The sequence below is a fragment of the Neorhizobium puerariae genome (genome assembly GCF_042429745.1).
Taxonomy (GTDB): Bacteria; Pseudomonadota; Alphaproteobacteria; order Rhizobiales; family Rhizobiaceae; genus Neorhizobium; species Neorhizobium puerariae.
In genome coordinates, this window is the sequence record NZ_JBHMAA010000006.1 from 202,127 (window position 1) to 227,729 (window position 25,603).

Genomic DNA, 25,603 nt, shown 5'->3' on the forward strand with positions numbered 1-25,603 from the left:
GAGTGGCTTGAAAGCCGCCGGTCATCGTTTCTTCATAAAAAACCGTGGTGAGGCGCAAAACACTATTGCATTCGAGGGCAGCGGCGGTAAAAGGCCCGCATCCAGCTTCAAAACAGGCGGACCGAAATGAAGGTTTTCGCAGGCAATTCGAACCGGCACCTCGCCGACGCGATCTGCAGCTATCTCAATGTTCCAGTCGGAAAAGCCAGCGTAAGGCGATTTGCAGACCAGGAAATCTTCGTTGAAATCCAGGAAAACGTGCGCGGGGAAGACGTCTTCGTCATTCAGTCGACGTCCTTTCCGACCAACGACCATCTGATGGAACTGCTGATCATGATCGATGCGTTCCGCCGCTCGTCGGCAAAGCGCATCACGGCGGTCCTTCCCTATTTCGGCTATGCCCGCCAGGACCGCCGCGCCTCCGGCCGCACGCCGATCTCGGCCAAGCTCGTCGCCAATCTGATCACCGAGGCCGGCGCGGACCGCGTCCTGACGCTCGACCTGCATGCCGGCCAGATCCAAGGCTTCTTCGACATACCGACCGACAATCTCTTCGCCGTGCCGATCCTGACCCGCGACGTCAAGGAGCACTATGACCTCAACAACGTCATGGTCGTCTCGCCCGATGTCGGCGGCGTGGTGCGCGCCCGCGCGCTGGCCAAGCGCCTCGACTGCCAGCTCGCCATCGTCGACAAGCGCCGCGAACGCGCCGGCGAATCCGAGGTCATGAATATCATCGGCGAAGTGGACGGCAAGGACTGTCTGCTGATCGACGACATCGTCGATTCCGGCGGCACGCTCTGCAACGCCGCCGATGCGCTGCTGGCGAAGGGCGCTGCAAGCGTGACGGCCTACATCACCCATGGCGTCCTCTCGGGCGGCGCGGTTGCCCGTATCGCCGCCTCGCAGCTGCGCGAACTGGTCATCACCGACAGCATCCAGCCGACCACGGCGGTCCAGTCGGCCCACAACATCCGCGTCATCACCACGGCCAACCTGCTTGGCGAGGCGATCAGCCGCACGGCGATGGAATCCTCCGTCTCCAGCCTGTTCGACTGACCTTTTGCAACGACAGGTGTTCCGATAAACTTCTTGTGAACACAACGAGGAGTGAGTCGCTATGGTTTCGTGTTTCGGGCAGTCGAAGAGGCTGGCCTTTTTCCTTCTTATTCCGCTGCTGTCCGGCTGCGTCGAAGGCGGCCCCGGGCCGGGCGGCTATTATCCGCCGCAGCGTCCCTGGCCCGAACCCCGGCCGCAACCGCAGATGTGCACGATGGAATATCGCCCGGTCTGCGGCGAGCGCGGCGGCCGCACCGAGACCTTCGGCAATGCCTGCCAGGCGCGCGAGCGCGGCTACCGCGTCGTCAGCAGCGGCGAATGCCGCCAGCCCGGCTTCCCGCAGCCGGGTCGGCCGGATCGGCCGGATTGGGATCACCCGGGCCGTCCTGATCGGCCGGACTGGGATCGTCCAGGCCGTCCCGACAGGCCGGATTGGGATCGTCCCGATCGCCCGGGACGCCCCGAGCGGCCCGGCGGTGTCTGCACGCGCGAATACCGGCCGGTCTGCGGCCAGCGCGGTTCCCGCACCCAGACGTTCCCGAACGCCTGCGAAGCGGGAAATGCCGGTTTCAGCGTCGTGGCCTCCGGAGAGTGCCGCCGCTGAGCGACATAGGCCGGGAGCCGTGGAATGCATGAAGCAAAACGCCGGGACAACCGTCCCGGCGTTTTGCTTTGCATCGCAGCTTCGATTAGTTAAGGCGCCTGTCGAAGGAGTTCCTCATGGCCGCGCGAGACCGCTATTCCCGAAAACTCGAATGTTCCCAATGCGGCAATACGGGTTTTGCCGAGGTGTCCGAAACGGACGACAAGCGTCAAAGCAATCGCGATTTCCGGATCGACGAGCTGCCGGTGGGCTTCTTCACGGAGTTTGCGTCCACCGATCCGCGCAAATACATGCTGCGCTGCGGCCAATGCAGCCACAAGTTCCGTTTCGAGCAGAAGACCGTCTATGCGCCGGGCGGCGAGCCCCGGCGCTGAGGATCAGGCGACCCTGGCGACCGCCGGACCCGTCTTGCCGTTGACGATGTCCTCGATGCCCTCGCGCGGTCCCGGTTTGCCGAAGAGATAGCCCTGGACCTGCATGCACCCTTCCTTGCGCAGGAAGATCATGTGTTCGTCGGTTTCCACCCCTTCCGCAAGCACGGGGATATGCAGGCTCGACGCAAGGATCAGCGTCGAGCGGACGATCGCCGCCGACTGCTCGCTGACCGCCAGTCCGTCGACGAAGCTGCGGTCGATCTTGATCTTGTCGAAGGGGAAGGTCATCAGGGTCGAAAGTGACGAATAACCGGTGCCGTAGTCGTCCATGGCGATCTTCACGCCGAGGCTCTTCAGATGGCGGATGGTCTGCAGCGCGCGCTGATGATCAGCGATGATGCCGGATTCCGTGATTTCAAGTTCGAGACGCGCTGCGTCGAGCCCCGTCTCCTTCAGGATTTCACGCACCTTCTGCGGTAGGCTCGGATCGGCGAGCTGCTGCGAGGCGACATTGACGGCGATGCCGAGCGGGTTCTTCCAGCCTGCCGCCTCCTTGCAGGCGGTTCGCAGTACCCATTCCCCAAGCTCGTTGATGAAGCCTGTGCGTTCCGCGATCGGAATGAACTCGACGGGCGAAACGAGCCCCCGCACCGGATGGTTCCAGCGCAGCAGGACCTCGAAACCGATCACCGCGCCGGTGAACGTGTCGTTCTGGCGCTGGTAGAAAAGCTGGAACTGCCCTTTCGCCAGCCCCGAGCGCATATCCATCGCCAGCGCGTTGCGCTCGCGCACCGCCTGGTCCATGGAGGAATCGTAGAAGCAGATGACGTTGTCGCCGGTCTGCTTGGCGCGGTACATGGCGACGTCCGCCTGCGCCAGCAGGTCATCGACCGTCTTTGCCTCGTCCGGATAGAGCGCTATGCCGACGCTGGAGCCCACGGTCAGCGTGTTGCCGGCCCATTCGATCGGCTTGCAGATTTCCGCCAGCAGCCGGTTGGCCAGCGCCAGCGCGTCCGAACGCCGGTAGCACATGTGCTTCAACGCGACGAACTCGTCGCCGCCGACACGGGACGCGAACTCGTTCTCCCCGATCGCCTCGGCAAGCCTGCTGCCGACCGCCCTCAGCACCGCATCGCCGGCCGCATGTCCGTGGACGTCGTTGATCTCCTTGAAACGGTTGAGATCGAAGGAAAGCACGGCCGTGTGGGCCATCGGATCGAGCGGGCGGGCCGCGATGTCCGCAAGCTGCTCGTTGAAAGCCGCACGGTTGGCAAGCCCCGTCAGCGGATCGTGAAGGGAGAGGTGGCGATATTGTTCCACGGCCGCCTTGGTGGTGCGGGCGTCGATCAGATAGGTCGCCGCGGTCAGGGCCAGCAGGATCAGCATCAGCGACAGCACGCCGAAACCGAGCACGATCGGCGGAACGATCGTGGCGGGCATCACCGCGCGCGGATCGAAAACGACGGTGACGGCCCCCATGGCGGTGAAATGCATCGTGGCGATCGCCAGTATCAGCGTCAGAACCGCCCCATATTTGCAGAAACGTGTCACCGGGCGCATGACGCGATTGGTCGTGAGCGCGCCGAATACCGCACCCAGGACCAGCGAGGCGATGACATAGTTGCGATCCCAGAGGATGACGCCCTGCACATCATAGGCCGCCATGCCCGTGTAATGCATGGCGGCGATGCCGAGCCCCAGGATCGTGCCGCCGGCCTCGATGAGCGCAGACCGGCCTCCATAGGCGGCAATGCCGAGGCCGGCCATGGCCGTCATGACCGCGACCGCGAAGGAGAGAAACGTCATGGCCGGCTCGTACCCCGCCTGCCCGCCGCCGAGGTAACCGAGCATGGCCAGGAAATGCGTCGTCCAGATGGTCGATCCGCCGATAAAGCCTGCGAGGAAAAGCCAGATACCCTTTTCCAGGCCACGTCCTCGCCGAACGCGCGAAAACAGCCGGACCGTCAGGAACGACCCCGCCGCACAGATGAAAACCGCTCCGATGATGTAGCGCAGATCGTGTTCGATGAAGACGCAGGAAAGAACGCGAAACATGAATACCTGTTACTTCTCAATTGCATTGACTGAGAAGTTTTAGCACTGAAACATGTCCGAAACGTTCTTCCGAATGGTAAATAAAGCCAAGCCCGGACCGGCATCAATTCTGACGGAGAAATGCTTGCAACCGCCTGGCAAATCAGCGGATGGGCTGCCCGTTGACGCTGAAAGTCTTCCCGTCCTCGATCGTGATATCCCAGCGCAGCCGCCCGTCCGGCTCCGTCTTCGCCATGCCCTTGGCCATCATGACCGCGAAGGAAGCCTGGTTGAACTGCGGATCGACCTTCGCCGCACCCTGGAAATACTGGATCAGCCTGTCGATATCGCGGGCCAGGATCGAGGTCTTGAGGTTATAACGGTCCTTCTCGTCGGGATTGCCGGTGATCTCACCGGAAGCCTCGATATCATAAAGCGACGATCTGGCCACGACCCTGGGGAAATCGATCGTGAGCAGGCCGTCCTTGAGAAGCGCCTTGCCCAGTCGCTCGCCTTCCGCCTCGGGCGGAGGCCCGGGCTTCGTCAGCTCCATCTCCATCACGGTGTCCACGAAGCGGGTGAAATTGAGGTCGGCGATCCCGACTTCAACGGCGGCCATGTCCGGCACCAGCCGGGCATAGACTTCCGGAACGAGGCCGGACGGTGTGGAAATCTCTTCCACTCCCAAGCCGAAACCGATGCGCGTCGCCTCGGAAGGTTCCGTCATCGTCAAGGTATAGTCGAGCTTGTCGACGCCGAAATCGCCGGCCTGGCTTGCCACGATGAAGTTATTGAACGCGATCTTCTCCGACAGCGAGGTGAAGAACGGCATCGCGTCGCGGATAAGCCCCTTCAGCTCCGTGATCTCGGCATCCGAGGGCTTTTCGTTCCTGATCAGCTCCAATGTTAGCGAAACGAGCTTCTGGATGTTCTGCGTGACCACGCCCTCCACGCCGACGTCGAAATCGAGGCTTTCGGCGCGGATCTGTACCGGCGGGGTCTGCGGAGCAGCGATCCGCTCGTAGAACTTGGCAAGCGAGCCCTTGCCCTGGAAATTCGTGGCGCCGGCGATCGCGCCGTCCGTCGAGGTCAGCGAATAGTTCATGCCGGCGAAGCTCGCCTCGATCTCCTCCGCTCCGCTCTTCGACACCATGCGGATCGGACCCGAAGTCGCCTCGCCCGAGCGCAGATAGCTGATGGCAGGATCGAAAATGCCGGAGAACACGGCATCCGTGACGGAATAGGTCAGGTTCGTCGGCCTGCCGTCAGGCATTTTCCCCTTCACGGAGAAATTCATGTTGCTGTCGCTGTTCAGCTTCCACTGTCCATTGGGAAGCGGCGCCGCGAGGAGCGTGAAAGGCGTCAGGCCGGAAACCGTGAAGTCTTGTCTGTCGATCGTCGCGAGAAGCCTCGCGATATCGTAGCTGATCTCGTAGCGGTCGCCGGCCGGCGTGACGGTGAGGAAGCCGCTGCTTCGTGCGGGGTCCGGCAGGAAATGGCTCAGGCTGTCCTTCAGCGCGCGGGCACCCTGATCGTTGACCTCGGCCGCCTGCGCCGCATGGGCGGAGAACACGGCTGCCACGCCCGTCGCGATCAAAGCCCTCTTCATGAATCAGCCCTTCCTTCGTTCAATCACCGGCGAATTTGGAAGATGGGTCCGGGAAGTCAAGCAGGATCGGCGTCTTTCCGGCCTGAAATGCTTGCGCTCCAAACCCTATTGTATTATAGCCCGCCGGTCCGCGCAGACACCCTTGGAGGCAACGCGGATGAAGCGCACCGGATGGCGCCTTCGGTTTGACGCAGCGGCCATCGCTTGCGGAAAACTCTCCAAACAACCTCGAAAGGACATGCCATGAGCCACGCATCTTATGAGCTCAAGGCCGAGGCGCGCGAACGGGTAGGTAAGGGGTCCTCCCGTGAACTTCGCCGCAACGGTTTCATTCCCGCTGTCATCTATGGTGACAAGCAGGCCCCCCTCGCGATCGCACTCTCGACCAATGAAGTGACGAAGCGCATCCATGCCGGCGGTTTCATGACCACGGTTGCCACGATCGACGTCGACGGCCAGAAGATCCAGGTCCTGCCGAAGGACTACCAGCTGGACCCGGTCCGCGACTTCACCGTGCATGTGGATTTCCTGCGCGTTTCCGGCGACACCGACGTCACGGTCGAAGTACCGGTTCACTTCGTCAACGAAGAGAAGTCCGCGATCAAGATCGGCGGCGTTCTCAACATCGTTCGCCACTCGGTCGAATTCCACTGCCCGGCAAACGACATCCCGGAATTCATCACGGTTGACCTCTCCGGCGCCAAGATCGGCGACAGCATCCATATTTCTGCCGTCACCCTGCCGAAGGGCGTACGTCCGGTCATCGCCGACCGCGACTTCACCATCGCAACCATCGTTGCCCCGGCTGCCGGTGTCGAGGAAGCCAGCGAAGAAGCCTCGGCTTCCGCATCCGAATAAGCAGGACGAAACGTCCGGCCTGAGAACCGCCCTCCCTCCGGAGGGCGGTTTTTTTATGGGCTGCGGAATGCCTGCGCGACCGGCCGAGAGCCGACCGGCACCGGACGGGCCGCAACAGGCCGGCCGGAGCCGAACGTAAAATCTCGCCATCCGCTATTGACCCGGTCCCTGGGGCTGCCTCGATAAGCCATGCGGTCAACAACCGACGAGGTGATTCCCTTGAGTTCTTCCGCACACTATCTGAGCCCATCCGAAGCCGCCGAGCGCCTCGGCATATCCCAGAAGGCGCTCCGCCTCTACGAGCGGCGCAGCCTGCTTTCCCCGGTCCGAACTGCGGCAGGCTGGCGGACCTACGGCCCCGCCGAAATGGCCCGCGCAGCGGAGATCGCTGCGCTCCGGGCGCTCGGCCTCAGCCTCGCCCAGGTGGCGCGGGTGCTGCAGGGCGACGCACAGGGTCTCGTGCCCGCGCTCGCCGCACACCAGAAACGGCTTGAGGATGACATCCGGCACCTGTCGGCAACGGTCGAAACGGTGCGCGACCTGCGCGCGGGCCTTGCCGGCGGCCTTCCGCCGAAGATGACGGAACTTGCCCGGCTTGCGCGGCCCGAGGCGGAGATCGCCGTCGCCTTTGACCTGCCCTGGCCCTGGGGCGGGGAAAGGTTCGAGCTTCGGGACATCCGCTCCCTGAACTACATCATCGGTCCGCTCGGCAGCGGCAAGACGCGGCTCGCGAAGGCGATCGCCGAACACCTGCCCGGCGCCGTCTTCGTCGATCTCGACCGCGGGGCGGACAATGCCGCCGCGGCGCAAGCCCGCATGCAGGCCGATCCGGAGCTGAAGGCCCGTGTCGAACAGGCGCTCCACTGGCTCGCCGAGGAGGGAAGCACACCCTCACCCGACCTGGCCGCCCTCGTCGTGGCGATGGAGGCCGGCCCGCAGGATATCCTGGTCCTCGACCTGATCGAACAGGGGCTGGACCAGGCGACACAGGAAGCCCTGATCGGCTATCTTCGTCATCGAGCCCGCACCGCCCGCCCCGTCTTCATGCTGACCCGTTCGTCGGCGATCCTCGATCTTGCCGCAGTGGGACAGGACGAGGCGATCATCCTTTGCCCCGCCAACCACAGCCCGCCGAGCCGGGTCGCTCCTCACCCGGGCGCGCCGGGTTATGAAGCCGTCACGACCTGCCTCGCGTCGCCCGAGGTCCGGGCCCGCACCGAAGGCGTCATCGCCTGGCGGCCGCAGGTGGCGTGAAGACCGGGAACGAAAAACCCCGCCGGCTTGCGCCGGCGGGGTCTCGTCTCGAAAGCTCGAACCTGTCAGATTTCGCCCTGCGAGGTTATGATCCGGGATACGAGGCCGTAGGAAACGGCTTCCTCGGCGCCGAGCCAGTAGTCGCGGTCGATATCCTTGGCGATCTTGCTCTCCGGCTGGCCGGTGGCCTTGGAGAAGATCTTGATCAGCCGCTCGTTCATCTTGATGATCTCGCGTGCCTGGATCTCGATGTCGGAAGCCATGCCGCGCGTGCCGCCGGACGGTTGGTGCAGCAGGAAGCGCGTGTTCGGCAGCGCGATACGGCGCTCCTTCGGCGCGGCGGCATAGATCAGCGCGCCGGCGGATGCGACCCAGCCCGTACCGATCATCCAGACCTTCGGCTTGATGAACTTGATCATGTCATGGATCGAATCGCCCGATTCCACATGACCGCCGGGCGAGTTCACGTAGATGCGGATGTCCTCGTCGCTGGCGGCGGAAAGCGCCACGAGCTGCGTGCAGACCTTCTGCGCCAGTTCCTGGGTGATCGGCCCGTAGATGAAGATCGAACGCGACTTGAAAAGGTTCGCCTCCGTTTCCTTGCCGAGCGGCAGTTCCTTGGTCTTGTCGTCCTTGTCGTCTTCGTCGTCGAGCACAGTCAGAGTCTCCTGCATCAGATTCATATACGGGACATAATGTGTTCGCGGCCGTAAAACAATGGAGACGAAGTCTAAGAAGAGTGCCTTCCGGAGTCTAAGGTGAATGACGTAGTCACAGGCCGCGCCACGTGGCGAATGCCGATGGACAGCCAGGGCGCGCTTGCCTATCCTCCCCTGTCATTCCGCATGCTCATAATTTACAGGGGACCAAGATGCTGAAACGCCTTTCTCTCGCCGCAACCGTTCTTGCCGCCGCAACGGCTCCCGCCGCCGCCCATCTCGACCCCCTGGAGCACGGCTCCCTCATGGCCGGCGTCTCGCATCCGCTCTTCGGCCTCGATCACATCCTCGCCATGGTCGCGGTCGGCCTCTGGGCCTCGCAGATCGCCCGGGCGGAAAGGAACGCCAATGCGCTCTGGGCCGTGCCCGCAGCCTTCGTCGGCACGATGGCTCTCGGCTTCCTCGCCGCTCTCGCAGGCATGAACCTCCCCTTTGTCGAGCCCGCGATCCTCGCTTCCGTCATCGGCCTCGGCCTGCTCGTCTCGCTGGCGGTGAAACTTCCCGTCCCGGTATCCGCCGCGGTCGTCGGCATCTTCGCCCTCTTCCACGGTTTTGCCCATGGCGGCGAACTCGGATCGGCGGGCGCTCTTCAGTTCGGCATCGGCTTCGTCGCGGCCACAGCCCTGCTCCATGCCGTGGGCATCGGGCTCGGCCTTGGCATTTCCCGCTTCGCCCCGGCTGTCACGCGTCTTGCCGGAGCAGTCACGGCCCTGCTCGGCCTGTCGCTGGTCTTCGGCTGATCCTTACCGAGATTTAAGGGATTCCGGCTTTGAAAAGCCGGAATCCCTTCCTACCTCCTTGGCCATGGCAACAGCCCTCAAGGAGGCAACAATGTCACCGGAAGAACGCCAGCTCCTCACCGCCCTTTTCGATCGCGTGCGGACGGCATCCGCCACGCCGCGCGACCGGGAGGCGGAGAGCTTCATCGAACAGTCGACCCGCGAGCAGCCCTACGCCACCTATTACCTGGCCCAGGCCGTCGTCGTGCAGGAAAAGGGCCTGGAAGCCGCGGCCAACCGCATCCGGGAACTGGAAGAACGCATCCGCGAGTTGGAAGCCGGTACAGGCGAACCTCATCCCGCCGAGCAGGGCGGCGGCTTCCTGAGCTCCATCTTCGGCTCGGGCCAGCCTCGGCAGCCGGCGCCTCCGCCCTCCTCCGGCCCGTGGAGCAGTTCACGCCAGGGCTACCGGCCGGGCCGGGACTATGACGACGGCTATCGCGCGCCGCCCCCTCCTCCCTCGGGGCTCTGGGGGCAACAGGCCATGCCTTCCGCCGGCGGCAGCTTCCTGCGCGGCGCGCTGGGAACGGCGGCCGGCGTTGCCGGCGGCATGCTGCTTGCCAATTCGCTCTCCGGCATTTTTGGCAATCACATGAATTCGCTTGGCTGGGGCTCGCCCTTTGCCGGCGCCAATCCCTTCGGCAATGAAGCCGGCAGCGCGCCAGCCGGTGAAACGGTCATCAACAACTATTATGGCGACGACGCCATTCGCGAAGCCTCGGACAACGACAATTCCAGTGCCGGCGACCGGGATTCGAACGATGGCTGGCAGCAGGCCGATTTCAACGACAGCGATTCCGCTGACGATCAATCCGGCCTCGACAATAGCGATTTCGGCGGCGACGACTCGATGGACGTGTGAGCGCCATCCTTGATAGGGACGGCCGGAGCAAAATCTCAACCGAAATGCCCCACGGAACGGGGCGTCGCGCATACCTCACACGCGTGAAACGCTCTGCCGGAGCATTTCACCTGTAAGCCGCGCCGCTTCCGGCGCTTCGCCCTGGCGGCGCGCCCGCCATCGCAATCGGCTTCACCGGATCGCCTGCTCCGGCTTCGCCGGACCGTTCCTCAGCCCCGGCCGCGATAGGTCGGCACGCCCTGCTCCGGCAGCCAGACGCCGGCAGGCGCTTCGCCCGTCTGCCAGAAGACATCGATCGGGATACCGCCACGCGGATACCAGTAGGCGCCGATCCGCAGCCATTTCGGCTGAAGCAGATCGACGATCCGCCTGGCGATATGGATCGAGCAGTCCTCGTGGAAGGCGCCGTGGTTGCGGAAGGAATGCAGGAAGAGCTTTAGCGACTTCGACTCCACCAGATATCCGTCCGGAATATAGTCGATGACGATATGCGCGAAATCCGGCTGGCCGGTCATCGGGCAGAGCGACGTGAATTCCGGTGCGGTGAACCGCACCACATAGTCCGTGCCCTGGTTGCCGTTCGGCACCTTTTCCAGCACCGCCTCTTCCGGGCTCCGGGGTGTCTCGACCTTCGATCCGAGCTGCGACAGCCCGCTCACATCCGTTGTCGTCATTTGCCTGTTCCTTCGACCTCTACCTTCTGTCCATGGGCGCGCTCGCCTTCGGGCTCCACATGGATCGCCAATGTGGCGCCGGGAATAATCCCTTTGATCGCATCTTCCAAGCGGTCGCAGATCCCATGCGCCTCCTCGACGCTCATTTCGGCGGGAACGACCAGATGGAAGTCGATGAAAGCGGCCGCCCCCGCACGGCGGGATTTCAGGTCATGCACCCCGAGCGCGCCCTCCGAATGGGTCGCGATCGCCTCGCGGACGGCCGCCTCCTCTTCCGGGTCCAGCGCCCGGTCCATCAGCCCGCCGAGCGAATGGGAGATGACCTTGTACCCCTGCCAGAGGATGTTGCAGGCGACCAGGATCGCGAGCACCGGATCGAGCACCGCGTTGCCGGTCGCGATCGCCAGGATGAGGCCGACGAAGACGCCCGCCGAGGTGACGACGTCCGACATGATATGGTGGCCGTCCGCCGTCAGCGCCGGCGACCGGTGCAGTTTCCCGAAACGGATCAATATCGTCGCCCAGACCCCGTTGATGACGCCGGCCACGCCGTTGATCGCAAGGCCGAGCACCGGCGCTTCCGGCAGTTTCGGCGAAACGAGCCCGTTCCAGGCCTCGCTGATGATCAGAAGGGCCGCGACGACGATCAGGACGCCCTCCACGACGGCGGAAATATATTCCGCCTTGTAGTGGCCGAACTGGTGGTCGTGATCGGCCGGCCGCTGCGCATAGAGAATGACGAAATAGGCGATGAAGGCGGCCGAGACATTGACGAAGGATTCAAGCCCGTCGGACAGCAGCGCCACCGAGCCCGTCACCCACCAGGCGAGCATCTTCAGCCCCATGACGACAATCGAAACCGGAATGCTCCAGAAAGCCAGCCGTCCGACGATTTCTCGCTCTTTCGCCACCATGTCTTCCTTGTTGCGCGTGCGAATGATTTGCAGGACCCATGGTCCAAAACGGCGAAACCGCCGCCGCGAGACGTCTCGCGGCGGCGGTTTCGGATAGGCGGGTATATGGATCAGGCCGAGCCGTTTGTCAAAGGGTGGACCGGCAGGAAGGCTCGGCCGGCGCCCTATCTTCCTCCGCCTCCTCCTCAGGCGCTCCGCGGCCGAGAAAGACGAAGACCACCGCCGCCGTGACCGCCGTGATGACGGTGAGCACGAGAAGCAGGAGACTGAACGCGTCGCCGTAGGCATCGAGCAACGCCGCCCGCCCGAGCGCCGGCAGGATGGCCGCCGCCCCGGCGGGATTGCCCGTCACCATATGCTGCGCGATGGAGCCTGCCCTGTCGCCGGCAGCGCTGGAGAGCCTGCCTTGCATCAGGGCCGAAAGCAGCGCCGTCACGACCGCGAGCGCCACCCCCTCGCCCGCAACGCGCGTCGTGCTGAAGATGCCCGTCGCCATGCCGGCGCGCTCCTTCGGCACGACGCTCACCGCAAGTCCGTCCATCAGCCCCCAGGGCAGGCTGATGCCGACGCCGATCGTCAGCAGCGGCAGGACAAGTGCGCGGGCGTCGGTTCCGGGCGGAAACCGGCCGAGCCACAGAAGACCGGCCGCAGCGACCGCCAGCCCCAGGCCGCAGATCGTCGCAGGCGCGAGGAAGCGGGTCAGAAGCCCTGCGGCGAGCGGCAGGACGAGGAGCGGACCGGAAAGCGCAGCCATCAGCCACCCGCTGGTGATCTGCCCCATTCCTTCCACGCCGATGAAGCGGACAGGCAGGAGGATGAGCAGGACGACGAAACCATAGGCAGGCGCCGCCGCCAGAAGCTGCACGCCCACGAAACGCGGATACCGGAACAGCGACAGATCGAGCATCGGCCGCCGCGCTAGGCGTTCGACGACAACGAAGGCGAAAAGGAGAAGCACCGACCCGGCAAGCATGGCGACCACCGGAAGATGATCCCAGCCGGTTTCAGGCGCCTGCAGCACTGCAAAAGTCAGGAGGGTGAGCGCCGCCGTGAAGGAGACGATGCCTGGCCAGTCCAGCCCGGCCGCGTCGGGATCGCGCGATTCGCGCATCACGGCACGTCCGAGGCCAAAGCCGAGACCCGCCAGAATGACGACCAGCACGAAGATCGACCGCCAGCCGAAGGCGTCGATCATCAGCCCGGACACGATGGGGCCGAAGGCCAGCCCCACCCCGAAACTCGTGCCGACGATGCTGAAGGCGCGCACGCGCGCCTGGCCGTCGAATTCCTGGGCAAGCGCGGCCATGCCGCCGGAAAAGGCCGCGGCGGCGCCCAGCCCCTGCAATGCCCTCAGCATATCCAGCCAGAAGATGTCCTGCACCAGGGCGAGCACGGCCGAAACCAGCCCGAAAGCCAGCGTTCCGGCCAGGAACACGCGCTTGCGTCCATAGGCGTCCGCAAGCGCGCCGGCCGCCATCAGCGTGCTGCCGAACGTCAGCATGAAGGCGTTGGTGATCCAGTTGAGCGCGACAGGGCTGCCGCCGAGGTGCTGGCTGATGGCCGGAAGCGCCACCGCCGGCCCCGTGAACGCGGTCGGCATCGCCGCCGCGGCCGCGCACACGGCCAGAAGAACCGACGATCGTCCGGCCGTACCTGTGTCGGGTATCGTATCTCTCATGAAGGGAATTCCTTGGGTTTGCTCGAAGACAGGCGCCCTTGCGGCGCGGGAGCCGCCGCAGCCTGAAAATCGGGACGCCGAACGCCGATCACGATAGATTTGATGCAATGAAGGGAAAATACCGCTATTCTTCCATCCATACCGGAAGAAAACGCTCGAATAGGAAGACATCATGGACAGGCTTGCCGGCATCACCGCCTTCGTCCGGACTGCGGATCTGGGGAGTTTCGTGGCCGCCGGCCGCGTCACGGGCCTTTCCGCCTCCGCAGTCGGCAAGGCCGTCGCGCGGCTCGAAGCGGAGCTGGGCGTCAGGCTTCTGCAGCGCTCGACGCGCAGCATCCGCCTGACCGAGGAAGGCCGCCTCTTCCATGAGCGATGCCGCCGTCTGCTCGATGAACTCGACGATGCGGAAGCGTCCCTGGCGCATGCGGTCTCCGTCCCGCGCGGCAGGCTGCGTATCAGCGTTCCCATCGTCACCTATCATCTCCTGGTGCCGATCCTTCCCGAATTCATGGAACGCTATCCGGAGGTGGAGCTGGACGTCGACTTCAACGACCGGATCGTCGACCTGATCGACGAGGAAATGGATGTGGCGATCCGCAGCGGAGAACTGCCGGATTCGCGGCTGATATCGCGGGCCTTGAGACCTTTCCGGCTGCTGCTCTGCGCCGCTCCCGCCTATCTGGCCCGCCACGGCACGCCCGGCTGCCCGCGCGACCTGGAGAATCACCAGGCCATCCGCTTCCGTTTCCCCAACAGCCGCAGGCTGCAGGAATGGCCGCTGCGCAGGCCGCCGGACTCACCGGAGCCGCGCGTGCGCACGGTCATGACCTGCAACAACATGGAAGCGCTGCGCCAGATGGCCATCAGCGGCATCGGCATAGCCTGCATGCCCGACTTTCTCGCCCGCGCTCCCCTGTCGGACGGACGCCTGGCCACGATCCTCGACGAGCATCTGGATGCTCCCGGACTGTTCCACATCATCTGGCCGTCGAACCGGCACCTGTCGCCGAAGGTTCGCGCCTTTGTCGATTTCCTGAGCGAAAGGCTGTTTGCGACAGGCTGCGAGGAGGTTCCGAAGGCTATGCCGCAGTCTCATACTCCGGAATGAGTTCAAGCTCATCCTTCAGAATCTGAGCTTCCAGCTTGAGATCAAAGCTGTTTTGCAGGTTCATCCAGAATTCCGGCGAGGTCTTGAAAAACTTGGCGAGGCGCAAGGCGGTGTCCGACGTAATACCGGTCTTCCGCGCAACGATTCGCTCGATGCGAGTGCGTGGAACTTTCAGCTTCTTGGCAAGCGCGTAAGGTGTCATCTCCAGCGGCTCCAGATAAAGATCGCGCAGGATTTCACCGGGATGAATCGGAGGAAGGTTACTGACGTTCATGACGATCTCCTGTAGACCATGATCAGCCTAATGGTAGTCGATGATCTCCACCTCTTTCGGCCCCGCATCGGTCCAGACGAAGCAAATCCGCCACTGCTTGTTAATGCGGATCGAATGCCTGCCCTCCCGGTCCCCGGAAAGCTTCTCCAGGCGGTTTCCGGGTGGCGAGCGCAAATCCTCCAGAGAGGTCGCCGCATTCAACACCGCCAGCAGAAGCTGGGCTCTGCGAACCAGATCGGGAGGAAGCCTTTCCTGACCGTACCGTCATCGATCGAACGGGTCAGCTTGTCCTTGAACGACCGGATCATCGTCAACTCTCGATGAAAGTATCATATAACGATACCAATCCATGTCAACAGGAAGGTATCACCATATGATACCAATTCTCTCTATATGTTTCGGTTAGAAAATCACCGCCATCTGGATCGCGTCGATATAGCGCCCGTCGATCCTCACCGCATCCCGGGCCACGCCTTCGCGCACGAAGCCGACCTTTTCATAGAGGGCGACCGCCCTCGGATTGTCCGCGTGCACGTGCAGTTCGACGCGATGAAGCCCCCGCGCCTTCGCATCGTTGAGCGTCGTCGTGATCAGCCGCGTGCCGAGCCCCTTGTCGCGATAGCCGGAAACGATCCCCATGCCGAGCGTGCCGCAATGGGCATGCGTCTCGCGCGCATGCCCGCGGATATCGCACCAGCCGACCACCACGCCGCCATCCTGATCCGCATTGGCGACCGCGACGAATTGCGAATGGCCGTTCTCGATCATCCCGAGCACGAATTCCCGTACGCTTTCGAGCGGCGGCGCTTCCAGCAAGGTCAGATATTTCCGTTCGCGCGATACCATATCGAGAGCCTTGCGAAAGCTCTCGATATGCACTTCCCGGATGGGTTCTATCGTTATGTCTTCCGCCGACATCTCAAGCAGCCTTGGTCTCGCGCTTCCGCGACAGATGCGCCACGACATTCTCGATCATCCGCATCCCGGCATCGCCGCCGAGCGTCATGATCGATTCCGGGTGGAACTGCACCGCCGCGACCGGCTCCCTGGCGTGCTCGATGCCCATGATCGTGCCGTCTTCGCTTTCCGCCGTGATGACGAAGTCCGGATGCAGCGTCTTCGGGTCGGCGAAGATCGAGTGATAGCGGCCGACCGTCACCTCCCTGGAAAGCCCTGAGAAGACGATGCCCGGCTCCAGCACGCGGATGCGCGACGGCTTGCCGTGCATCGGAACGGCGAGATGCCTCAGTTCCCCGCCATAGGCCTCGGCAAGCGCCTGCAGGCCGAGGCACACGCCGAAGATCGGCAGGTTCCTGGCGCGCGCCTTCCTGATGGTCGCCTTGCAGTCGAAATCCTTCGGATTGCCCGGCCCGGGCGAGAGCACCACGAGATCCGGATCGAAGCGGTTGAACACTTCTTCCGGCACCGGCGTGCGCACGGTCGAGACCGTCGCTCCCGTCTGGCGGAAATAATTGGCGAGCGTGTGAACGAAGCTGTCCTCGTGGTCGACGAGCAGGATTTTCACCCCCTGCCCCACGCGCGCCACGTCGCGGCCGGCCTTGGCCGTATTGCCGGTGCGGGCGTCGCGGATCGCGGCCAGCATGGCGGATGCCTTCAGTTCGGTCTCGGCCTCTTCCTCATGGGGATCGCTGTCGTTCAAAAGCGTCGCTCCTGCCCTGACTTCCGCAATGCCGTCCTTGACGCGGATGGTCCTGAGCGTCAGGCCGGTGTTCATGTCGCCGTTGAAGCCGACCATGCCGATCGCCCCGCCATACCATGCGCGCGGGCTCTTCTCGTGGTTCTCGATGAAGCGCATCGCCCACAGCTTCGGCGCGCCGGTGACGGTAACGGCCCAGGCGTGGCTGAGAAATCCGTCGAAAGCGTCCATGTCCGGCCGCAGGCGGCCTTCGATATGGTCGACCGTGTGGATGAGACGCGAATACATCTCGATCTGCCGGCGGCCGATCACCTTCACCGAACCCGGCTCGCAGACGCGGCTCTTGTCGTTGCGGTCGACGTCCGAGCACATCGTCAGTTCGGATTCGTCCTTCTTCGAGTTCAGGAGCTTCAGGATCTGCTCCGAGTCGGAGATCGCGTCCTCGCCGCGCTTGATCGTGCCGGAGATCGGGCAGGTTTCGATCCGCCGGCCCGACACGCGCACGAACATTTCCGGCGAAGCGCCGATCAGGTATTCCTGGTTTCCGAGATTGATGAAGAAGGAATAGGGCGACGGGTTGATCGCCTTCAGCCGGTTGGAAATCTCCGAGGGCTTGCTATCGCAGCGCTCCATGAATTTCTGGCCGGGCACGACCTCGAAGAGGTCGCCGCGACGGAAGCTTTCCTTCGCCTTCGTCACCAGTTGCGCATATTCGCCCGGCTTGTGGTCGCCCTTCGGCGGCACGACCGTGGTGCGCTGGAAAGGCTCGGGCGCGATCTCGGCCGACTTGCCTTCCGTGGTTGCCCCATCCTTCGAGAAATCATAGTGGTCGATCCAGGCCCTGGCCGCATGATGGTCCACGACAAGAATCTCGTCGGGCAGGTAGAGCACCATGTCGCGCTGGTCTTCGGGCCTTGCCATGGAAAGCTTGATCGCATCGAACTGGAAGGCGAGGTCGTAACCGAAGGCGCCGAAGAGACCGATCGCCGAATCCGCTTCCGAATGGAAAAGATCGACGACGGCGCGCAGCACGGTGAAGACCGTCGGCATCTTGGAGCGCTCTTCCTCGGTGAAGACGCGCGTCGGCTCGTTGACGGCAAGATCCAGCCGGCGGGCCGTGCTTGCGCCGAGCGTCAGGTCATCGACGGTCTTCAGCTTTTCGGTCACGAAGCCGAGCAGCACCTCGCCGCGCTCGTTATAGGCTTCGATCCACACCTTGCGGCCGTTGCAGGAAATCCCGAGCGGCGGGTCGACGATCGCCGTGTCCCAGCGGGTGTAGCGGCCCGGATATTCGTAGTTGGAGGAAAAGACCGCGCCGCGCCGCTCGTCCAGCCTGTCGACATAGGAAGAGATGGCGGTGGCATAATCCGCCGCACGCCGCTGCCGGCTGACGCCAATCCCACCCCTGGTCTCGTAGACCTCCGAACCGTCATCCCGAATGATCGTTACCATTGCCCTCTCCGATCTCTCTGCTTCGGCGCAATTCCGGACGGAAAGCCGCGAAACACCTTTCTGGCACTACTCTCTGCCCGGGTCCCCTGCGGCCAACAAAAAAGCCGCCTCGGTTCTCGGGCGGCTTGTCTGTCTTGTCGATGGACATGACTGGTCAAGGCCGCGCGAAGCGTACCCACCACCAGTTGCCGATGTTCATCGAAATCGTCATGGGCAGGATTGTTAGCCGGACTTTCGGGATTAGGCAAGCGCCTTTCGTTCGGCCCCGGCACGCATCCGTGGCTCACGCATCCGCGGCTTACGACGTGCTGCCGACCGATCGGAAAAGCTCCGGCAAATCCTTGAGATCGATATCGTTCACCACGCCGAATGTCGGATTCTGACCGCCCTCGGCATTCTCGATGAATTTCGCCTTGAGAACGTAGACGTTCATGGTGATGGGAATATCGTTGCCGCTCAGATTGCCGAGACCCTTGCCGGTAAACTTGACCTGGAACGAGGCGTCGCCGATCTTGATCGGAAAACCTGCCCCCGCCGATTTCTCGTTGTTGACCTCGACATCCAGACTGTCCCCGTAGGTGACGTCGCGGACGATCAGGAAATAACGATCGGAATTTGACGCGCTCTCGCGAAAATTCCATTCCTCGAACAGGTCGCCATTCGTCTTCATGTAGTTGGTGATCCTGGTGATCACGCCGGAGACCGTAAGGCGCCTGGCATCCTTGATCGCGATCGTCGCATCCGATTTCAGCACCGTGTCGATCCGCGCCTTCACAGCCAGCGAGATGGACGCGTCGGCCGTCATGCCGGACTGGTAGGTTATCCTGCTGTCGGTGGGCGGGATGCTGGAGATATCCGTCTCGAAGCCCGGCACGTTGTCGCGGAAGACCAGCCGGGATGCTGCCTTGTCCCAGGAAAACAGCGAACCCGCCCGATAACCGCCGGAATTGACGTAGCCGTAATTCGTCTTGGCGAAATCCGTCCGGATGTTCACCACCTTGAGACCGCTCTCCCCGTGCGTACAGGCGGCAAGCCCGCCCGCGCACAACAGAATGACGAATGAAATCCCCACCTGCATCAGACCCCTCCTTTTCCCCAATAAGGCGAGTTAGATCAACAATACACGCATAACGCAAGATCGGCGATTGAAGAAATTATCAAACTCCCCTTTAAATTGCATACGCAACCGCATTCGGGGCTGAAACGTTGAGAGCCTGTTTTCAACGGCGATCGGGAGAGGCCGATGACGGTTCGACTGGCTATGCTGATGCTGCTTGCTGCCGCTTCGTCCGGAGCGACGCTGCCGAGCACCGGTCCCCTGCCAGCCGAAAGGCCCGCCGGGAAAACGGAGCAGCGAGTGAAGGAGCGGGAAAACCAAGCGCCGGAGACGCCAACGCCACCGGCAACGCCCGAAATCCCGAAGGCGTCGGAGGTTCCGGCGCCTGCGCCCAAACCCGGAGAAGCTCAACCGGCGGGAAAGCCCGGCGCCGACGCGCCTGCCCCCACGGACACCGGCCCGAAGCCGGATGGCAAGGAGAAGGAAGAGGACAAGGTCGAGACATCGCCTCCCCCGCTACCGCCCGTGAAGGAGGACCCGGAGGAGTTGAAGGCCTGCCTTGCCGAACTGTCGTCGCTCGGCGCGAAGTTCGAGCCGAGCGATCCGATCGATGAGGGCGACGGCTGCGGCATCGAGCATCCGGTGGAAATTGCCGAGATCCTGCCGGGCCTCGAGCTCGGCGGCGCGACCATGCGCTGCAGGACGGCGCTCACCATGGCGCATTGGCTGAAGGACACCGTCCAGCCCGCGCTTGCCATCGCCATGCCCGGGCGGAAGATCACCGGCATCGTGCCGGGCTCCACCTATGCCTGCCGCCTGCGCAACGGCGCCGCGACGGGCAAGATTTCCGAACATGCGCGGGGAAATGCGATCGATATCGCCGCCTTCAAGCTCGACAACGGCGAGACGATGGAGATGAAACCGCGGGAGGACGATTCGACGCTCGAAGGCGCCTTCCAGCGCACCGCCACCGCCGGCGCCTGCCTGCACTTCACGACCGTGCTCTCGCCGGGCAGCGACGCCGCCCACGAGACGCATCTCCATCTCGATGTGCTGGAACGCAGGAACGGCTATCGTTATTGCCGTTAGAGCACCGTGCTGTCCGAAACGCGCTTACGATTTTCGGGCCGATGCCATAGCCGAACACATCCGCAGGGCGGCCGCTCAGGAGGACGAGGATGTGTAATCGCCGGAACCCCCGCCCGGCGGCGTGTGGGGAGGATCGAGGTCGAGAGGCGAATGGCAGACCTGCACCGTCCGGGAACTGCCCCACTCCGTCACGCGCAGGTCGCTGCATTCCAGGGCGCCGCGGCCGGCATAGGTGGTCCTGACCGCCCGCTGGCGATAGGCTTTCGCCGCGGGCCTCGAATGATAGCCGTCGGCCAGATCGGCGGCCTGCGCAGGCTGCAGGCCCGGCGAACCGGCGGCCATGGCGACGAGAAGAAGATACGGAAGCTTTCCGGATGCGATCGACATGAGAATTTCTCCGACAGGACGAAGACGAAACAACATGGCACCGATCCTGCGCAGCATCAATTCGGAATTCAAGCCCCGGGTTCCCGGCATGCTTTCCGATGGCTTGATGCCGCCCGCGCATTTTCTGCCGGACCGGCCGCAGACAGCCGCCTTCAGAACAGCCCTTCCACGAACCCGTCGTCGTTAAGGAAAATCCGCTCCGCCGAAGGCACCCGCGGCAGGCCGGGCATGGTCATGATCTCGCCGGTGATGGCGACGACGAAACCGGCGCCGGCGGAAAGCCTCACCTCCCGCACATGCACGATATGGCCCTCCGGCGCGCCGCGCAGGGAAGGATCGGTGGAGAAGGAGTATTGCGTCTTCGCCATGCAGACCGGCAGGTCGCCGTAGCCCTGCTCTTCCCAGGCCTTCAGCTGGTCGCGCACTCCCTTGTCGGACGTCACCTCGCCCGCATGGTAGATTTTCGAGGCGATGATCTCGATCTTCTCCATCAGCGGCAGCTGATCCAGATAGAGTGGCTGGAACTTCGCCTGGCCGCTCTCGGCAAGCTCCACCACCTTCTCCGCCAGTTCCTCGATGCCCGCCGAACCTTCTGCCCAGTGACGGCAGAGGATGGCATCCACTCCGTGCCGGGCCGCGTAATCCTTGACCGCCGCGATCTCGTCCTCGGTGTCCGAGATGAAATGGTTGATCGCCACCACCACCGGCACGCCGAATTTCCGCACGTTCGCGATATGCCGCCCGAGATTGGCCGAGCCGCGCCGAAGCGCCTCGACATCCTCCACGCCGAGGTCTTCCTTCCTCACCCCGCCATTCATCTTGAGCGCCCTGACCGTCGCGACGATCACCGCCGCATTCGGCAGGAGCCCGGATTTCCGGCACTTGATATCGAAGAACTTCTCCGCTCCGAGATCCGCCCCGAAACCCGCCTCGGTCACCACATAGTCGCCGAGCTTGAGCGCCGCCCTGGTGGCGATCACGGAGTTGCAGCCATGCGCGATGTTGGCGAAGGGACCGCCGTGCACGAAAGCCGGATTGTTTTCCAGTGTCTGCACGAGGTTCGGCTGCATGGCGTCCTTCAGGAGCACGGTCATCGCCTTGTCGGCCTTGAGGTCGCGGGCAAACACCGGCGTCCTGTCGAACCGGTAGCCTATGACGATGTCGCCGAGCCGTCTTTCCAGATCCTTGAGGTCGGAGGCGAGGCAGAGGATCGCCATGATTTCCGAGGCTACGGTGATGTCGAACCCGCTCTCGCGCGGAAAACCGTTGGCGACGCCGCCGAGCGAGGCGACCACCTGGCGCAGCGCCCGGTCGTTCATGTCCATCACCCGCCTCCAGGTGATGCGCCGCGTATCGATATTCTCCGCATTGCCCCAATAGACATGGTTGTCGATCATGGCCGTGAGGAGGTTGTGCGCGGCGGTGATGGCGTGGAAATCGCCCGTGAAATGCAGGTTGATGTCCTCCATCGGCACGACCTGGGCATAACCGCCGCCGGCGGCGCCGCCCTTGACGCCGAAACAAGGTCCGAGCGACGGTTCGCGAATGCAGATCACCGCCTTCTTGCCGATGCGGTTGAGCCCGTCGCCCAGACCCACGGTCGTCGTGGTCTTTCCCTCGCCCGCCGGCGTCGGATTGATCGCGGTCACGAGGATGAGCTTGCCGTCCTTGCGATCGGCGAGCGAGGCGATGAAATCCGCACCGACCTTGGCCTTGTCGTGGCCATAGGGAGCCAGCGCCTCGACCGGTATCCCCAGCCGCGCGCCGATCTCCACGACCGGCTTCTTTCTCGCGGCGCGCGCGATCTCGATATCCGATTTGACGGCTGCCATGCGCTTCTCCCCGTTCCCGTTCGTTTGTGAATTCGAATTGCCCGCGCGGTCATGAATAGCGAAGGAACGGCAATGTGGGAATGGCCGGAGCGGGGCCGAATGCTTTCAGGTCACAGTCCCATGAAACCACACAATAACTTGACTAAAAAACTCGATTTTAAACTTGACTCCTTTTGTTTAGATTTTTAACGCTCCTCGTCGGGGCTTCCGCTGTGACGGAAATCAACAGATCCGACTTCATGTCCGTGCGTCGAGAGAACGGCGCGCGACGTTGCCACATGCTTTTCGAGGGGACTTTCATGGCTTCAGGTTCGTTACGACACCGGTATCTTCTGGCCGGCACTGCGGTCGTCATCACACTGGGTATCACATCCGCCGCCCGCGCCCAGGAGGCGACCACGGACGAACAGCAGACCGAGCTGAAGCCGATCGTCCTGCACCAGGAGAAAGGCGGCCGGGTTGCCGATTCTCCGCTGACGCAGACCACCGAGCGCCCGAAGATCGAACGGCGCATGGTCACCGACTTCCAGGATTTTGCCCGCCGCATCGATGCCGGCGTGAATTTCAACAGCAGCACCAAGAGCATCAACATCCGCGGCCTGCAGGACCAGCGCGTCCTGACGACGATCGACGGCATCCGCCTGCCCTGGCTCACCGACCCGCGCGACAGCGCCCAGGGCGGCATCAATTCCTTCGATTTCGACAGCCTGTCGTCGGTCGACATCACCAAGGGCGCCGATTCCAGCCGTTACGGTTCCGGCGCACTCGGCGGCGTCGTGGAACTGCGAACCCTCAATCCGGAGGACCTGATCGACGAGGGCAAGAATTTCGGCGCGCTGACCAAGTCCACCTATGACAGCAAGGACAACAGCTTCGGCGGCAATGCGGCGATCGCGGGCCGCGTCAACGATAGCTGGCTCCTGATCCAGGGCGGCTACAGGAAGGGTCACGAAACCGAAAACCGGGGTCATGTCGGCGGGTATGACTCGACGCGTACCGAGCCCAATCCGATGGACTTCAACCAGAAGAACCTGCTGGTCAAGTTCCACCAATACCTGGAGGGCGGTCATCGCCTCGGCTTCACGGCGGACCTCTTCAACCGCGACGAAGACTCCGACAACATGCGCGGCACGACGTCCAGCTACGAGCAGGGCAGCTTCAAGTCGGGCGAGGAAGTCGACCGCAAGCGCTTCTCCGGCTCCTACGATTTCATTTCGCCCGACGGCACCGATATCCTCGACCAGGCGAGCGTCAACATCTACTGGCAGAAGGAAAAGCTGAACAATACGACCGACGCGATCCGCCTTAGAGATTCGCGGGCCTTCATTCCGGGCGCTGCGGCTTTGCACTACGGCCCTCCTTACGGCGTCTACAAACGTGACAACATGATCGAGCAGACTTCTTACGGCATTACCGGCAATGCCAGGAAAGAGTTGCAGATCGGCGGACTGGATCATGAAATCCGGTTCGGCGGCGAACTCTACTGGCAGGACACCCATCAGTATTCCGCCGGCGTCGACAATTGCCCGGACGTCGACTGGACGACTGTGCCTCAACCGTATGGCCCGCAGTCCTGCCGCCTTCTGCACACCAATGCCTCGGATATGCCTGACGTCGACAGCGTCGTCTTTGGCGCATTTGTGGAAGACGATATCAAGCTGATGGACAACCGTCTGACGATCACGCCTGGCCTGCGCTTCGACTGGTACAGCCACGATCCGAAGTCGACCGCCGCCTTCGAAGGCAGCCCGAACTACAACCCGGCTTATTTGAAATCCGCCGAAGATTTCGGCATCTCGCCAAAACTCCGTTTTGCCTATCAGGTTAATGCGGAACTCGAACTCTTCGCCCAATATGCCCGCGGTTTTCGTGCCCCGACCGTGACGGAACTCTATCAGAACTACGGCGCGCCGGGTTCCTACGCCCGTATCGGCAATCCCGATCTGGAAACAGAGACCAGCAACGGCTTCGAGATCGGCGCCAAATACGTCGCGACCGATTATTCCGTATCGGCGACCGTGTTCAACAACTATTACCGCAACTTCATCGACACCATCACGATCGCTCCGCCGGGCGGAGAATATCCGGTGGGCGGCATCACCGGCTACGACAACGTCAACAAGGTCCGCATCTACGGCATCGAGCTGACCGGAGAATGGCAGTTCCATCCGAACTGGCGGACCTGGGGTTCGCTCGCCTGGTCCAACGGCCGCAATACGCAAACGGGGGCCTATCTGAACTCGGTCGCCCCGCTTCGCGCCATTGTCGGCCTCGGTTACGCCGCCGAGACCTGGGGGACGGACGTCTCGCTCACCATGGCGACGGACCGTGACAAGGTCAGCGGCAGCGGCACGACCCGGGGCTTCGAAGCCCCCGGATACGGTATCGTCGACCTGACCGCCTGGTGGGCGCCGGAGAAGATCGGAGACGTCGAGGTCGCCGGCCTCAAGGTCCAGGCCGGTGTCTTCAACGTGTTCGACAGGAAATACTGGGACGCCGTCAGCGTCCCGAACGGCACGGCCAACGCCACGCGCGACTACTTCAGCGAGCCGGGCCGCACGTTCAAGGTATCCATCAGCAAGAAGTTCTGAGCATTCCCTGCCCGGAAGCGGAAACGCCGTGCCTTTCGAGGTGCGGCGTTTCTTCGTCTGATATCCGTCTTGCAGCCTTCACCATCGGCGGTTAAGTGAGGCGGGTCCATCAACGGGGAAGACAATCGTATGAAATCGCTGGAACTGCTGGTCGAACGGATCATTCTGTCGAGCCGCTGGATTCTGGTCGCCTTCTATCTCGGGCTGGTGGCCGCGCTTGCGGTCTATGCCGTTTCCTTCGCGGTCAAGTTCCTGAAGGTCGCCGAAAACGTCTTCGCGCTCGGCGAGGCGGAGATGATCCTCGCCATGCTGGGCCTGATCGACGCGGCGCTTGTCGCCAGCCTGATCGTCATGGTGATGATCTCCGGCTATGAGAATTTCGTCAGCCGCTTCGACGAAACCGAGGCGGACGTCTCCTTCCTCGGCAAGCTCGACTCTGGCAGCCTGAAGATCAAGGTCGCGTCCTCCATCGTGGCGATTTCCTCGATCCACCTTCTGCAGATCTTCCTGAATGCCAGCCAGTACGACAATACGAAGCTGATGTGGTACACGATCATCCACCTCGCCTTCGTCGTCTCCGCCGTCATGCTCGGCTGGCTCGAACGCATCATGTCGAAGACCAAGAGCGAAAAATACGAAGAGAAGCACTGACCGCGCCACTGGCGAAAAGGCCCGGAGCGATCCCGGCCTTTTGTCATGGATGCCGGCCGTTCGCCGTGCCGGCTGCCGGCGCTC

23 protein-coding genes and 1 pseudogene are annotated in these 25,603 nt (G+C 63.1%); 11 read left to right on the plus strand and 13 right to left on the minus strand.

The annotated features are described in order from the left end of the window. The first annotated feature begins 126 nt into the window (after positions 1-126). The 3 genes from ACFFP0_RS04400 (at position 127) to ACFFP0_RS04410 (ending at position 2,037) form a co-directional block, all read left to right on the plus strand. Positions 127-1,059 (plus strand): ribose-phosphate pyrophosphokinase, encoded by a 933-nt coding sequence (locus ACFFP0_RS04400; protein ID WP_377256798.1) that lies wholly within the window; start codon positions 127-129, stop codon positions 1,057-1,059. Between the two features lie 61 nt (positions 1,060-1,120). Then, positions 1,121-1,663 (plus strand): Kazal-type serine protease inhibitor family protein, encoded by a 543-nt coding sequence (locus tag ACFFP0_RS04405; RefSeq protein WP_377256802.1) that lies wholly within the window; start codon positions 1,121-1,123, stop codon positions 1,661-1,663. Positions 1,664-1,779: 116 nt separating this feature from the next. Continuing rightward, positions 1,780-2,037, plus strand: a complete 258-nt coding sequence (locus tag ACFFP0_RS04410) for a hypothetical protein (protein ID WP_377256805.1) — start codon at positions 1,780-1,782, stop codon at positions 2,035-2,037. Between the two features lie 3 nt (positions 2,038-2,040). Here the strand turns inward: ACFFP0_RS04410 and ACFFP0_RS04415 are convergent, their stop codons facing one another. Beyond that, positions 2,041-4,092, minus strand: a complete 2,052-nt coding sequence (locus ACFFP0_RS04415) for a putative bifunctional diguanylate cyclase/phosphodiesterase (RefSeq protein ID WP_377256808.1) — start codon at positions 4,090-4,092, stop codon at positions 2,041-2,043. 142 nt (positions 4,093-4,234) lie between these two features. Continuing rightward, positions 4,235-5,680, minus strand: a complete 1,446-nt coding sequence (locus ACFFP0_RS04420; protein WP_377256811.1) for a hypothetical protein — start codon at positions 5,678-5,680, stop codon at positions 4,235-4,237. Between the two features lie 243 nt (positions 5,681-5,923). Between ACFFP0_RS04420 and ACFFP0_RS04425 the strand changes: the two genes are divergently transcribed. Then, positions 5,924-6,538, plus strand: coding sequence for a 50S ribosomal protein L25/general stress protein Ctc (locus tag ACFFP0_RS04425; RefSeq protein WP_377256813.1), 615 nt, complete (start codon positions 5,924-5,926; stop codon positions 6,536-6,538). A gap of 210 nt (positions 6,539-6,748) precedes the next feature. After that, positions 6,749-7,792, plus strand: coding sequence for a MerR family transcriptional regulator (locus ACFFP0_RS04430; RefSeq protein WP_377257053.1), 1,044 nt, complete (start codon positions 6,749-6,751; stop codon positions 7,790-7,792). A gap of 65 nt (positions 7,793-7,857) precedes the next feature. Here the strand turns inward: ACFFP0_RS04430 and ACFFP0_RS04435 are convergent, their stop codons facing one another. Next, positions 7,858-8,448 carry an ATP-dependent Clp protease proteolytic subunit gene (locus tag ACFFP0_RS04435; protein WP_377256816.1) on the minus strand — a complete coding sequence of 197 codons (591 nt, stop codon included), beginning with the start codon at positions 8,446-8,448 and terminating at the stop codon, positions 7,858-7,860. Positions 8,449-8,663: 215 nt separating this feature from the next. Between ACFFP0_RS04435 and ACFFP0_RS04440 the strand changes: the two genes are divergently transcribed. Both ACFFP0_RS04440 and ACFFP0_RS04445 read left to right on the plus strand, forming a co-directional pair. Continuing rightward, positions 8,664-9,251 (plus strand): HupE/UreJ family protein, encoded by a 588-nt coding sequence (locus ACFFP0_RS04440; RefSeq protein ID WP_377256819.1) that lies wholly within the window; start codon positions 8,664-8,666, stop codon positions 9,249-9,251. Between the two features lie 91 nt (positions 9,252-9,342). Further along, entirely contained in the window at positions 9,343-10,152 is an 810-nt protein-coding gene (locus ACFFP0_RS04445) for a DUF2076 domain-containing protein (protein ID WP_377256822.1), read from the plus strand. Between the two features lie 209 nt (positions 10,153-10,361). Here the strand turns inward: ACFFP0_RS04445 and queF are convergent, their stop codons facing one another. From queF to ACFFP0_RS04460, 3 genes are all read right to left on the minus strand, one after another. Then, positions 10,362-10,826, minus strand: coding sequence for a preQ(1) synthase (queF, locus tag ACFFP0_RS04450; RefSeq protein WP_377256825.1), 465 nt, complete (start codon positions 10,824-10,826; stop codon positions 10,362-10,364). Next, entirely contained in the window at positions 10,823-11,737 is a 915-nt protein-coding gene (locus ACFFP0_RS04455; RefSeq protein WP_512699790.1) for a cation diffusion facilitator family transporter, read from the minus strand. The genes queF and ACFFP0_RS04455 overlap by 4 nt, the downstream gene beginning before the upstream one ends. Positions 11,738-11,867: 130 nt before the next feature. Continuing rightward, a complete protein-coding gene (locus tag ACFFP0_RS04460) occupies positions 11,868-13,418 on the minus strand; it encodes an MFS transporter (RefSeq protein ID WP_377256828.1) in 1,551 nt (516 codons plus the stop codon). Between the two features lie 172 nt (positions 13,419-13,590). On the opposite strand from ACFFP0_RS04460, the gene ACFFP0_RS04465 reads away from it, so the two are divergent. Next, complete coding sequence (locus tag ACFFP0_RS04465; protein WP_377256831.1) at positions 13,591-14,529, plus strand: LysR family transcriptional regulator; 939 nt, start codon at positions 13,591-13,593, stop codon at positions 14,527-14,529. Here ACFFP0_RS04465 and ACFFP0_RS04470 read toward each other — a convergent pair. The 5 genes and pseudogenes from ACFFP0_RS04470 to ACFFP0_RS04490 form a co-directional block, all read right to left on the minus strand. Continuing rightward, the gene (locus tag ACFFP0_RS04470; RefSeq protein ID WP_377256834.1) at positions 14,501-14,803 is read right to left on the minus strand and encodes a HigA family addiction module antitoxin; all 303 of its coding nucleotides are present in this window, start codon (positions 14,801-14,803) and stop codon (positions 14,501-14,503) included. The genes ACFFP0_RS04465 and ACFFP0_RS04470 overlap by 29 nt on opposite strands. Positions 14,804-14,830: 27 nt before the next feature. Further along, a pseudogene (locus ACFFP0_RS04475) lies at positions 14,831-15,111 on the minus strand (type II toxin-antitoxin system RelE/ParE family toxin). A 94-nt stretch (positions 15,112-15,205) separates the two neighbouring features. Further along, positions 15,206-15,721: a GNAT family N-acetyltransferase gene (locus tag ACFFP0_RS04480; RefSeq protein WP_377256838.1), complete on the minus strand. Its 516-nt coding sequence runs from the start codon at positions 15,719-15,721 to the stop codon at positions 15,206-15,208. 1 nt (position 15,722) lies between these two features. Then, complete coding sequence (locus ACFFP0_RS04485) at positions 15,723-17,912, minus strand: anthranilate synthase (protein WP_377256841.1); 2,190 nt, start codon at positions 17,910-17,912, stop codon at positions 15,723-15,725. A 298-nt stretch (positions 17,913-18,210) separates the two neighbouring features. After that, positions 18,211-18,990 (minus strand): hypothetical protein, encoded by a 780-nt coding sequence (locus ACFFP0_RS04490; protein ID WP_377256844.1) that lies wholly within the window; start codon positions 18,988-18,990, stop codon positions 18,211-18,213. 165 nt (positions 18,991-19,155) lie between these two features. On the opposite strand from ACFFP0_RS04490, the gene ACFFP0_RS04495 reads away from it, so the two are divergent. After that, positions 19,156-20,058 carry an extensin-like domain-containing protein gene (locus ACFFP0_RS04495; protein ID WP_377256847.1) on the plus strand — a complete coding sequence of 301 codons (903 nt, stop codon included), beginning with the start codon at positions 19,156-19,158 and terminating at the stop codon, positions 20,056-20,058. A gap of 75 nt (positions 20,059-20,133) precedes the next feature. Here ACFFP0_RS04495 and ACFFP0_RS04500 read toward each other — a convergent pair whose 3' ends face one another. Continuing rightward, on the minus strand, positions 20,134-20,445 hold the full coding sequence (locus tag ACFFP0_RS04500; RefSeq protein WP_377256850.1) for a hypothetical protein: 312 nt from the start codon (positions 20,443-20,445) through the stop codon (positions 20,134-20,136). A gap of 152 nt (positions 20,446-20,597) precedes the next feature. Beyond that, positions 20,598-22,277 (minus strand): formate--tetrahydrofolate ligase, encoded by a 1,680-nt coding sequence (locus ACFFP0_RS04505; RefSeq protein ID WP_377256853.1) that lies wholly within the window; start codon positions 22,275-22,277, stop codon positions 20,598-20,600. A 299-nt stretch (positions 22,278-22,576) separates the two neighbouring features. Between ACFFP0_RS04505 and ACFFP0_RS04510 the strand changes: the two genes are divergently transcribed. Together ACFFP0_RS04510 and ACFFP0_RS04515 are read left to right on the plus strand one after the other, a co-directional pair. Beyond that, positions 22,577-24,868, plus strand: a complete 2,292-nt coding sequence (locus ACFFP0_RS04510) for a TonB-dependent hemoglobin/transferrin/lactoferrin family receptor (protein ID WP_377256856.1) — start codon at positions 22,577-22,579, stop codon at positions 24,866-24,868. Between the two features lie 129 nt (positions 24,869-24,997). Beyond that, on the plus strand, positions 24,998-25,519 hold the full coding sequence (locus tag ACFFP0_RS04515; protein WP_377256859.1) for a TIGR00645 family protein: 522 nt from the start codon (positions 24,998-25,000) through the stop codon (positions 25,517-25,519). The last annotated feature ends 84 nt before the right edge of the window (positions 25,520-25,603 follow it).

Bases quoted from the DNA above. Each gene is read 5' to 3' on its own strand.
- ACFFP0_RS04400 (WP_377256798.1), top strand. From the start codon at position 127: ATGAAGGTTTTCGCAGGCAATTCGAACCGGCACCTCGCCGACGCGATC.
- ACFFP0_RS04405 (WP_377256802.1), top strand. From the start codon at position 1,121: ATGGTTTCGTGTTTCGGGCAGTCGAAGAGGCTGGCCTTTTTCCTTCTT.
- ACFFP0_RS04410 (WP_377256805.1), top strand. From the start codon at position 1,780: ATGGCCGCGCGAGACCGCTATTCCCGAAAACTCGAATGTTCCCAATGC.
- ACFFP0_RS04415 (WP_377256808.1), bottom strand. From the start codon at position 4,092: ATGTTTCGCGTTCTTTCCTGCGTCTTCATCGAACACGATCTGCGCTAC.
- ACFFP0_RS04420 (WP_377256811.1), bottom strand. From the start codon at position 5,680: ATGAAGAGGGCTTTGATCGCGACGGGCGTGGCAGCCGTGTTCTCCGCC.
- ACFFP0_RS04425 (WP_377256813.1), top strand. From the start codon at position 5,924: ATGAGCCACGCATCTTATGAGCTCAAGGCCGAGGCGCGCGAACGGGTA.
- ACFFP0_RS04440 (WP_377256819.1), top strand. From the start codon at position 8,664: ATGCTGAAACGCCTTTCTCTCGCCGCAACCGTTCTTGCCGCCGCAACG.
- ACFFP0_RS04445 (WP_377256822.1), top strand. From the start codon at position 9,343: ATGTCACCGGAAGAACGCCAGCTCCTCACCGCCCTTTTCGATCGCGTG.
- queF (WP_377256825.1), bottom strand. From the start codon at position 10,826: ATGACGACAACGGATGTGAGCGGGCTGTCGCAGCTCGGATCGAAGGTC.
- ACFFP0_RS04460 (WP_377256828.1), bottom strand. From the start codon at position 13,418: ATGAGAGATACGATACCCGACACAGGTACGGCCGGACGATCGTCGGTT.
- ACFFP0_RS04465 (WP_377256831.1), top strand. From the start codon at position 13,591: ATGGACAGGCTTGCCGGCATCACCGCCTTCGTCCGGACTGCGGATCTG.
- ACFFP0_RS04470 (WP_377256834.1), bottom strand. From the start codon at position 14,803: ATGAACGTCAGTAACCTTCCTCCGATTCATCCCGGTGAAATCCTGCGC.
- ACFFP0_RS04480 (WP_377256838.1), bottom strand. From the start codon at position 15,721: ATGTCGGCGGAAGACATAACGATAGAACCCATCCGGGAAGTGCATATC.
- ACFFP0_RS04485 (WP_377256841.1), bottom strand. From the start codon at position 17,912: ATGGTAACGATCATTCGGGATGACGGTTCGGAGGTCTACGAGACCAGG.
- ACFFP0_RS04490 (WP_377256844.1), bottom strand. From the start codon at position 18,990: ATGCAGGTGGGGATTTCATTCGTCATTCTGTTGTGCGCGGGCGGGCTT.
- ACFFP0_RS04495 (WP_377256847.1), top strand. From the start codon at position 19,156: ATGACGGTTCGACTGGCTATGCTGATGCTGCTTGCTGCCGCTTCGTCC.
- ACFFP0_RS04500 (WP_377256850.1), bottom strand. From the start codon at position 20,445: ATGTCGATCGCATCCGGAAAGCTTCCGTATCTTCTTCTCGTCGCCATG.
- ACFFP0_RS04505 (WP_377256853.1), bottom strand. From the start codon at position 22,277: ATGGCAGCCGTCAAATCGGATATCGAGATCGCGCGCGCCGCGAGAAAG.
- ACFFP0_RS04510 (WP_377256856.1), top strand. From the start codon at position 22,577: ATGGCTTCAGGTTCGTTACGACACCGGTATCTTCTGGCCGGCACTGCG.
- ACFFP0_RS04515 (WP_377256859.1), top strand. From the start codon at position 24,998: ATGAAATCGCTGGAACTGCTGGTCGAACGGATCATTCTGTCGAGCCGC.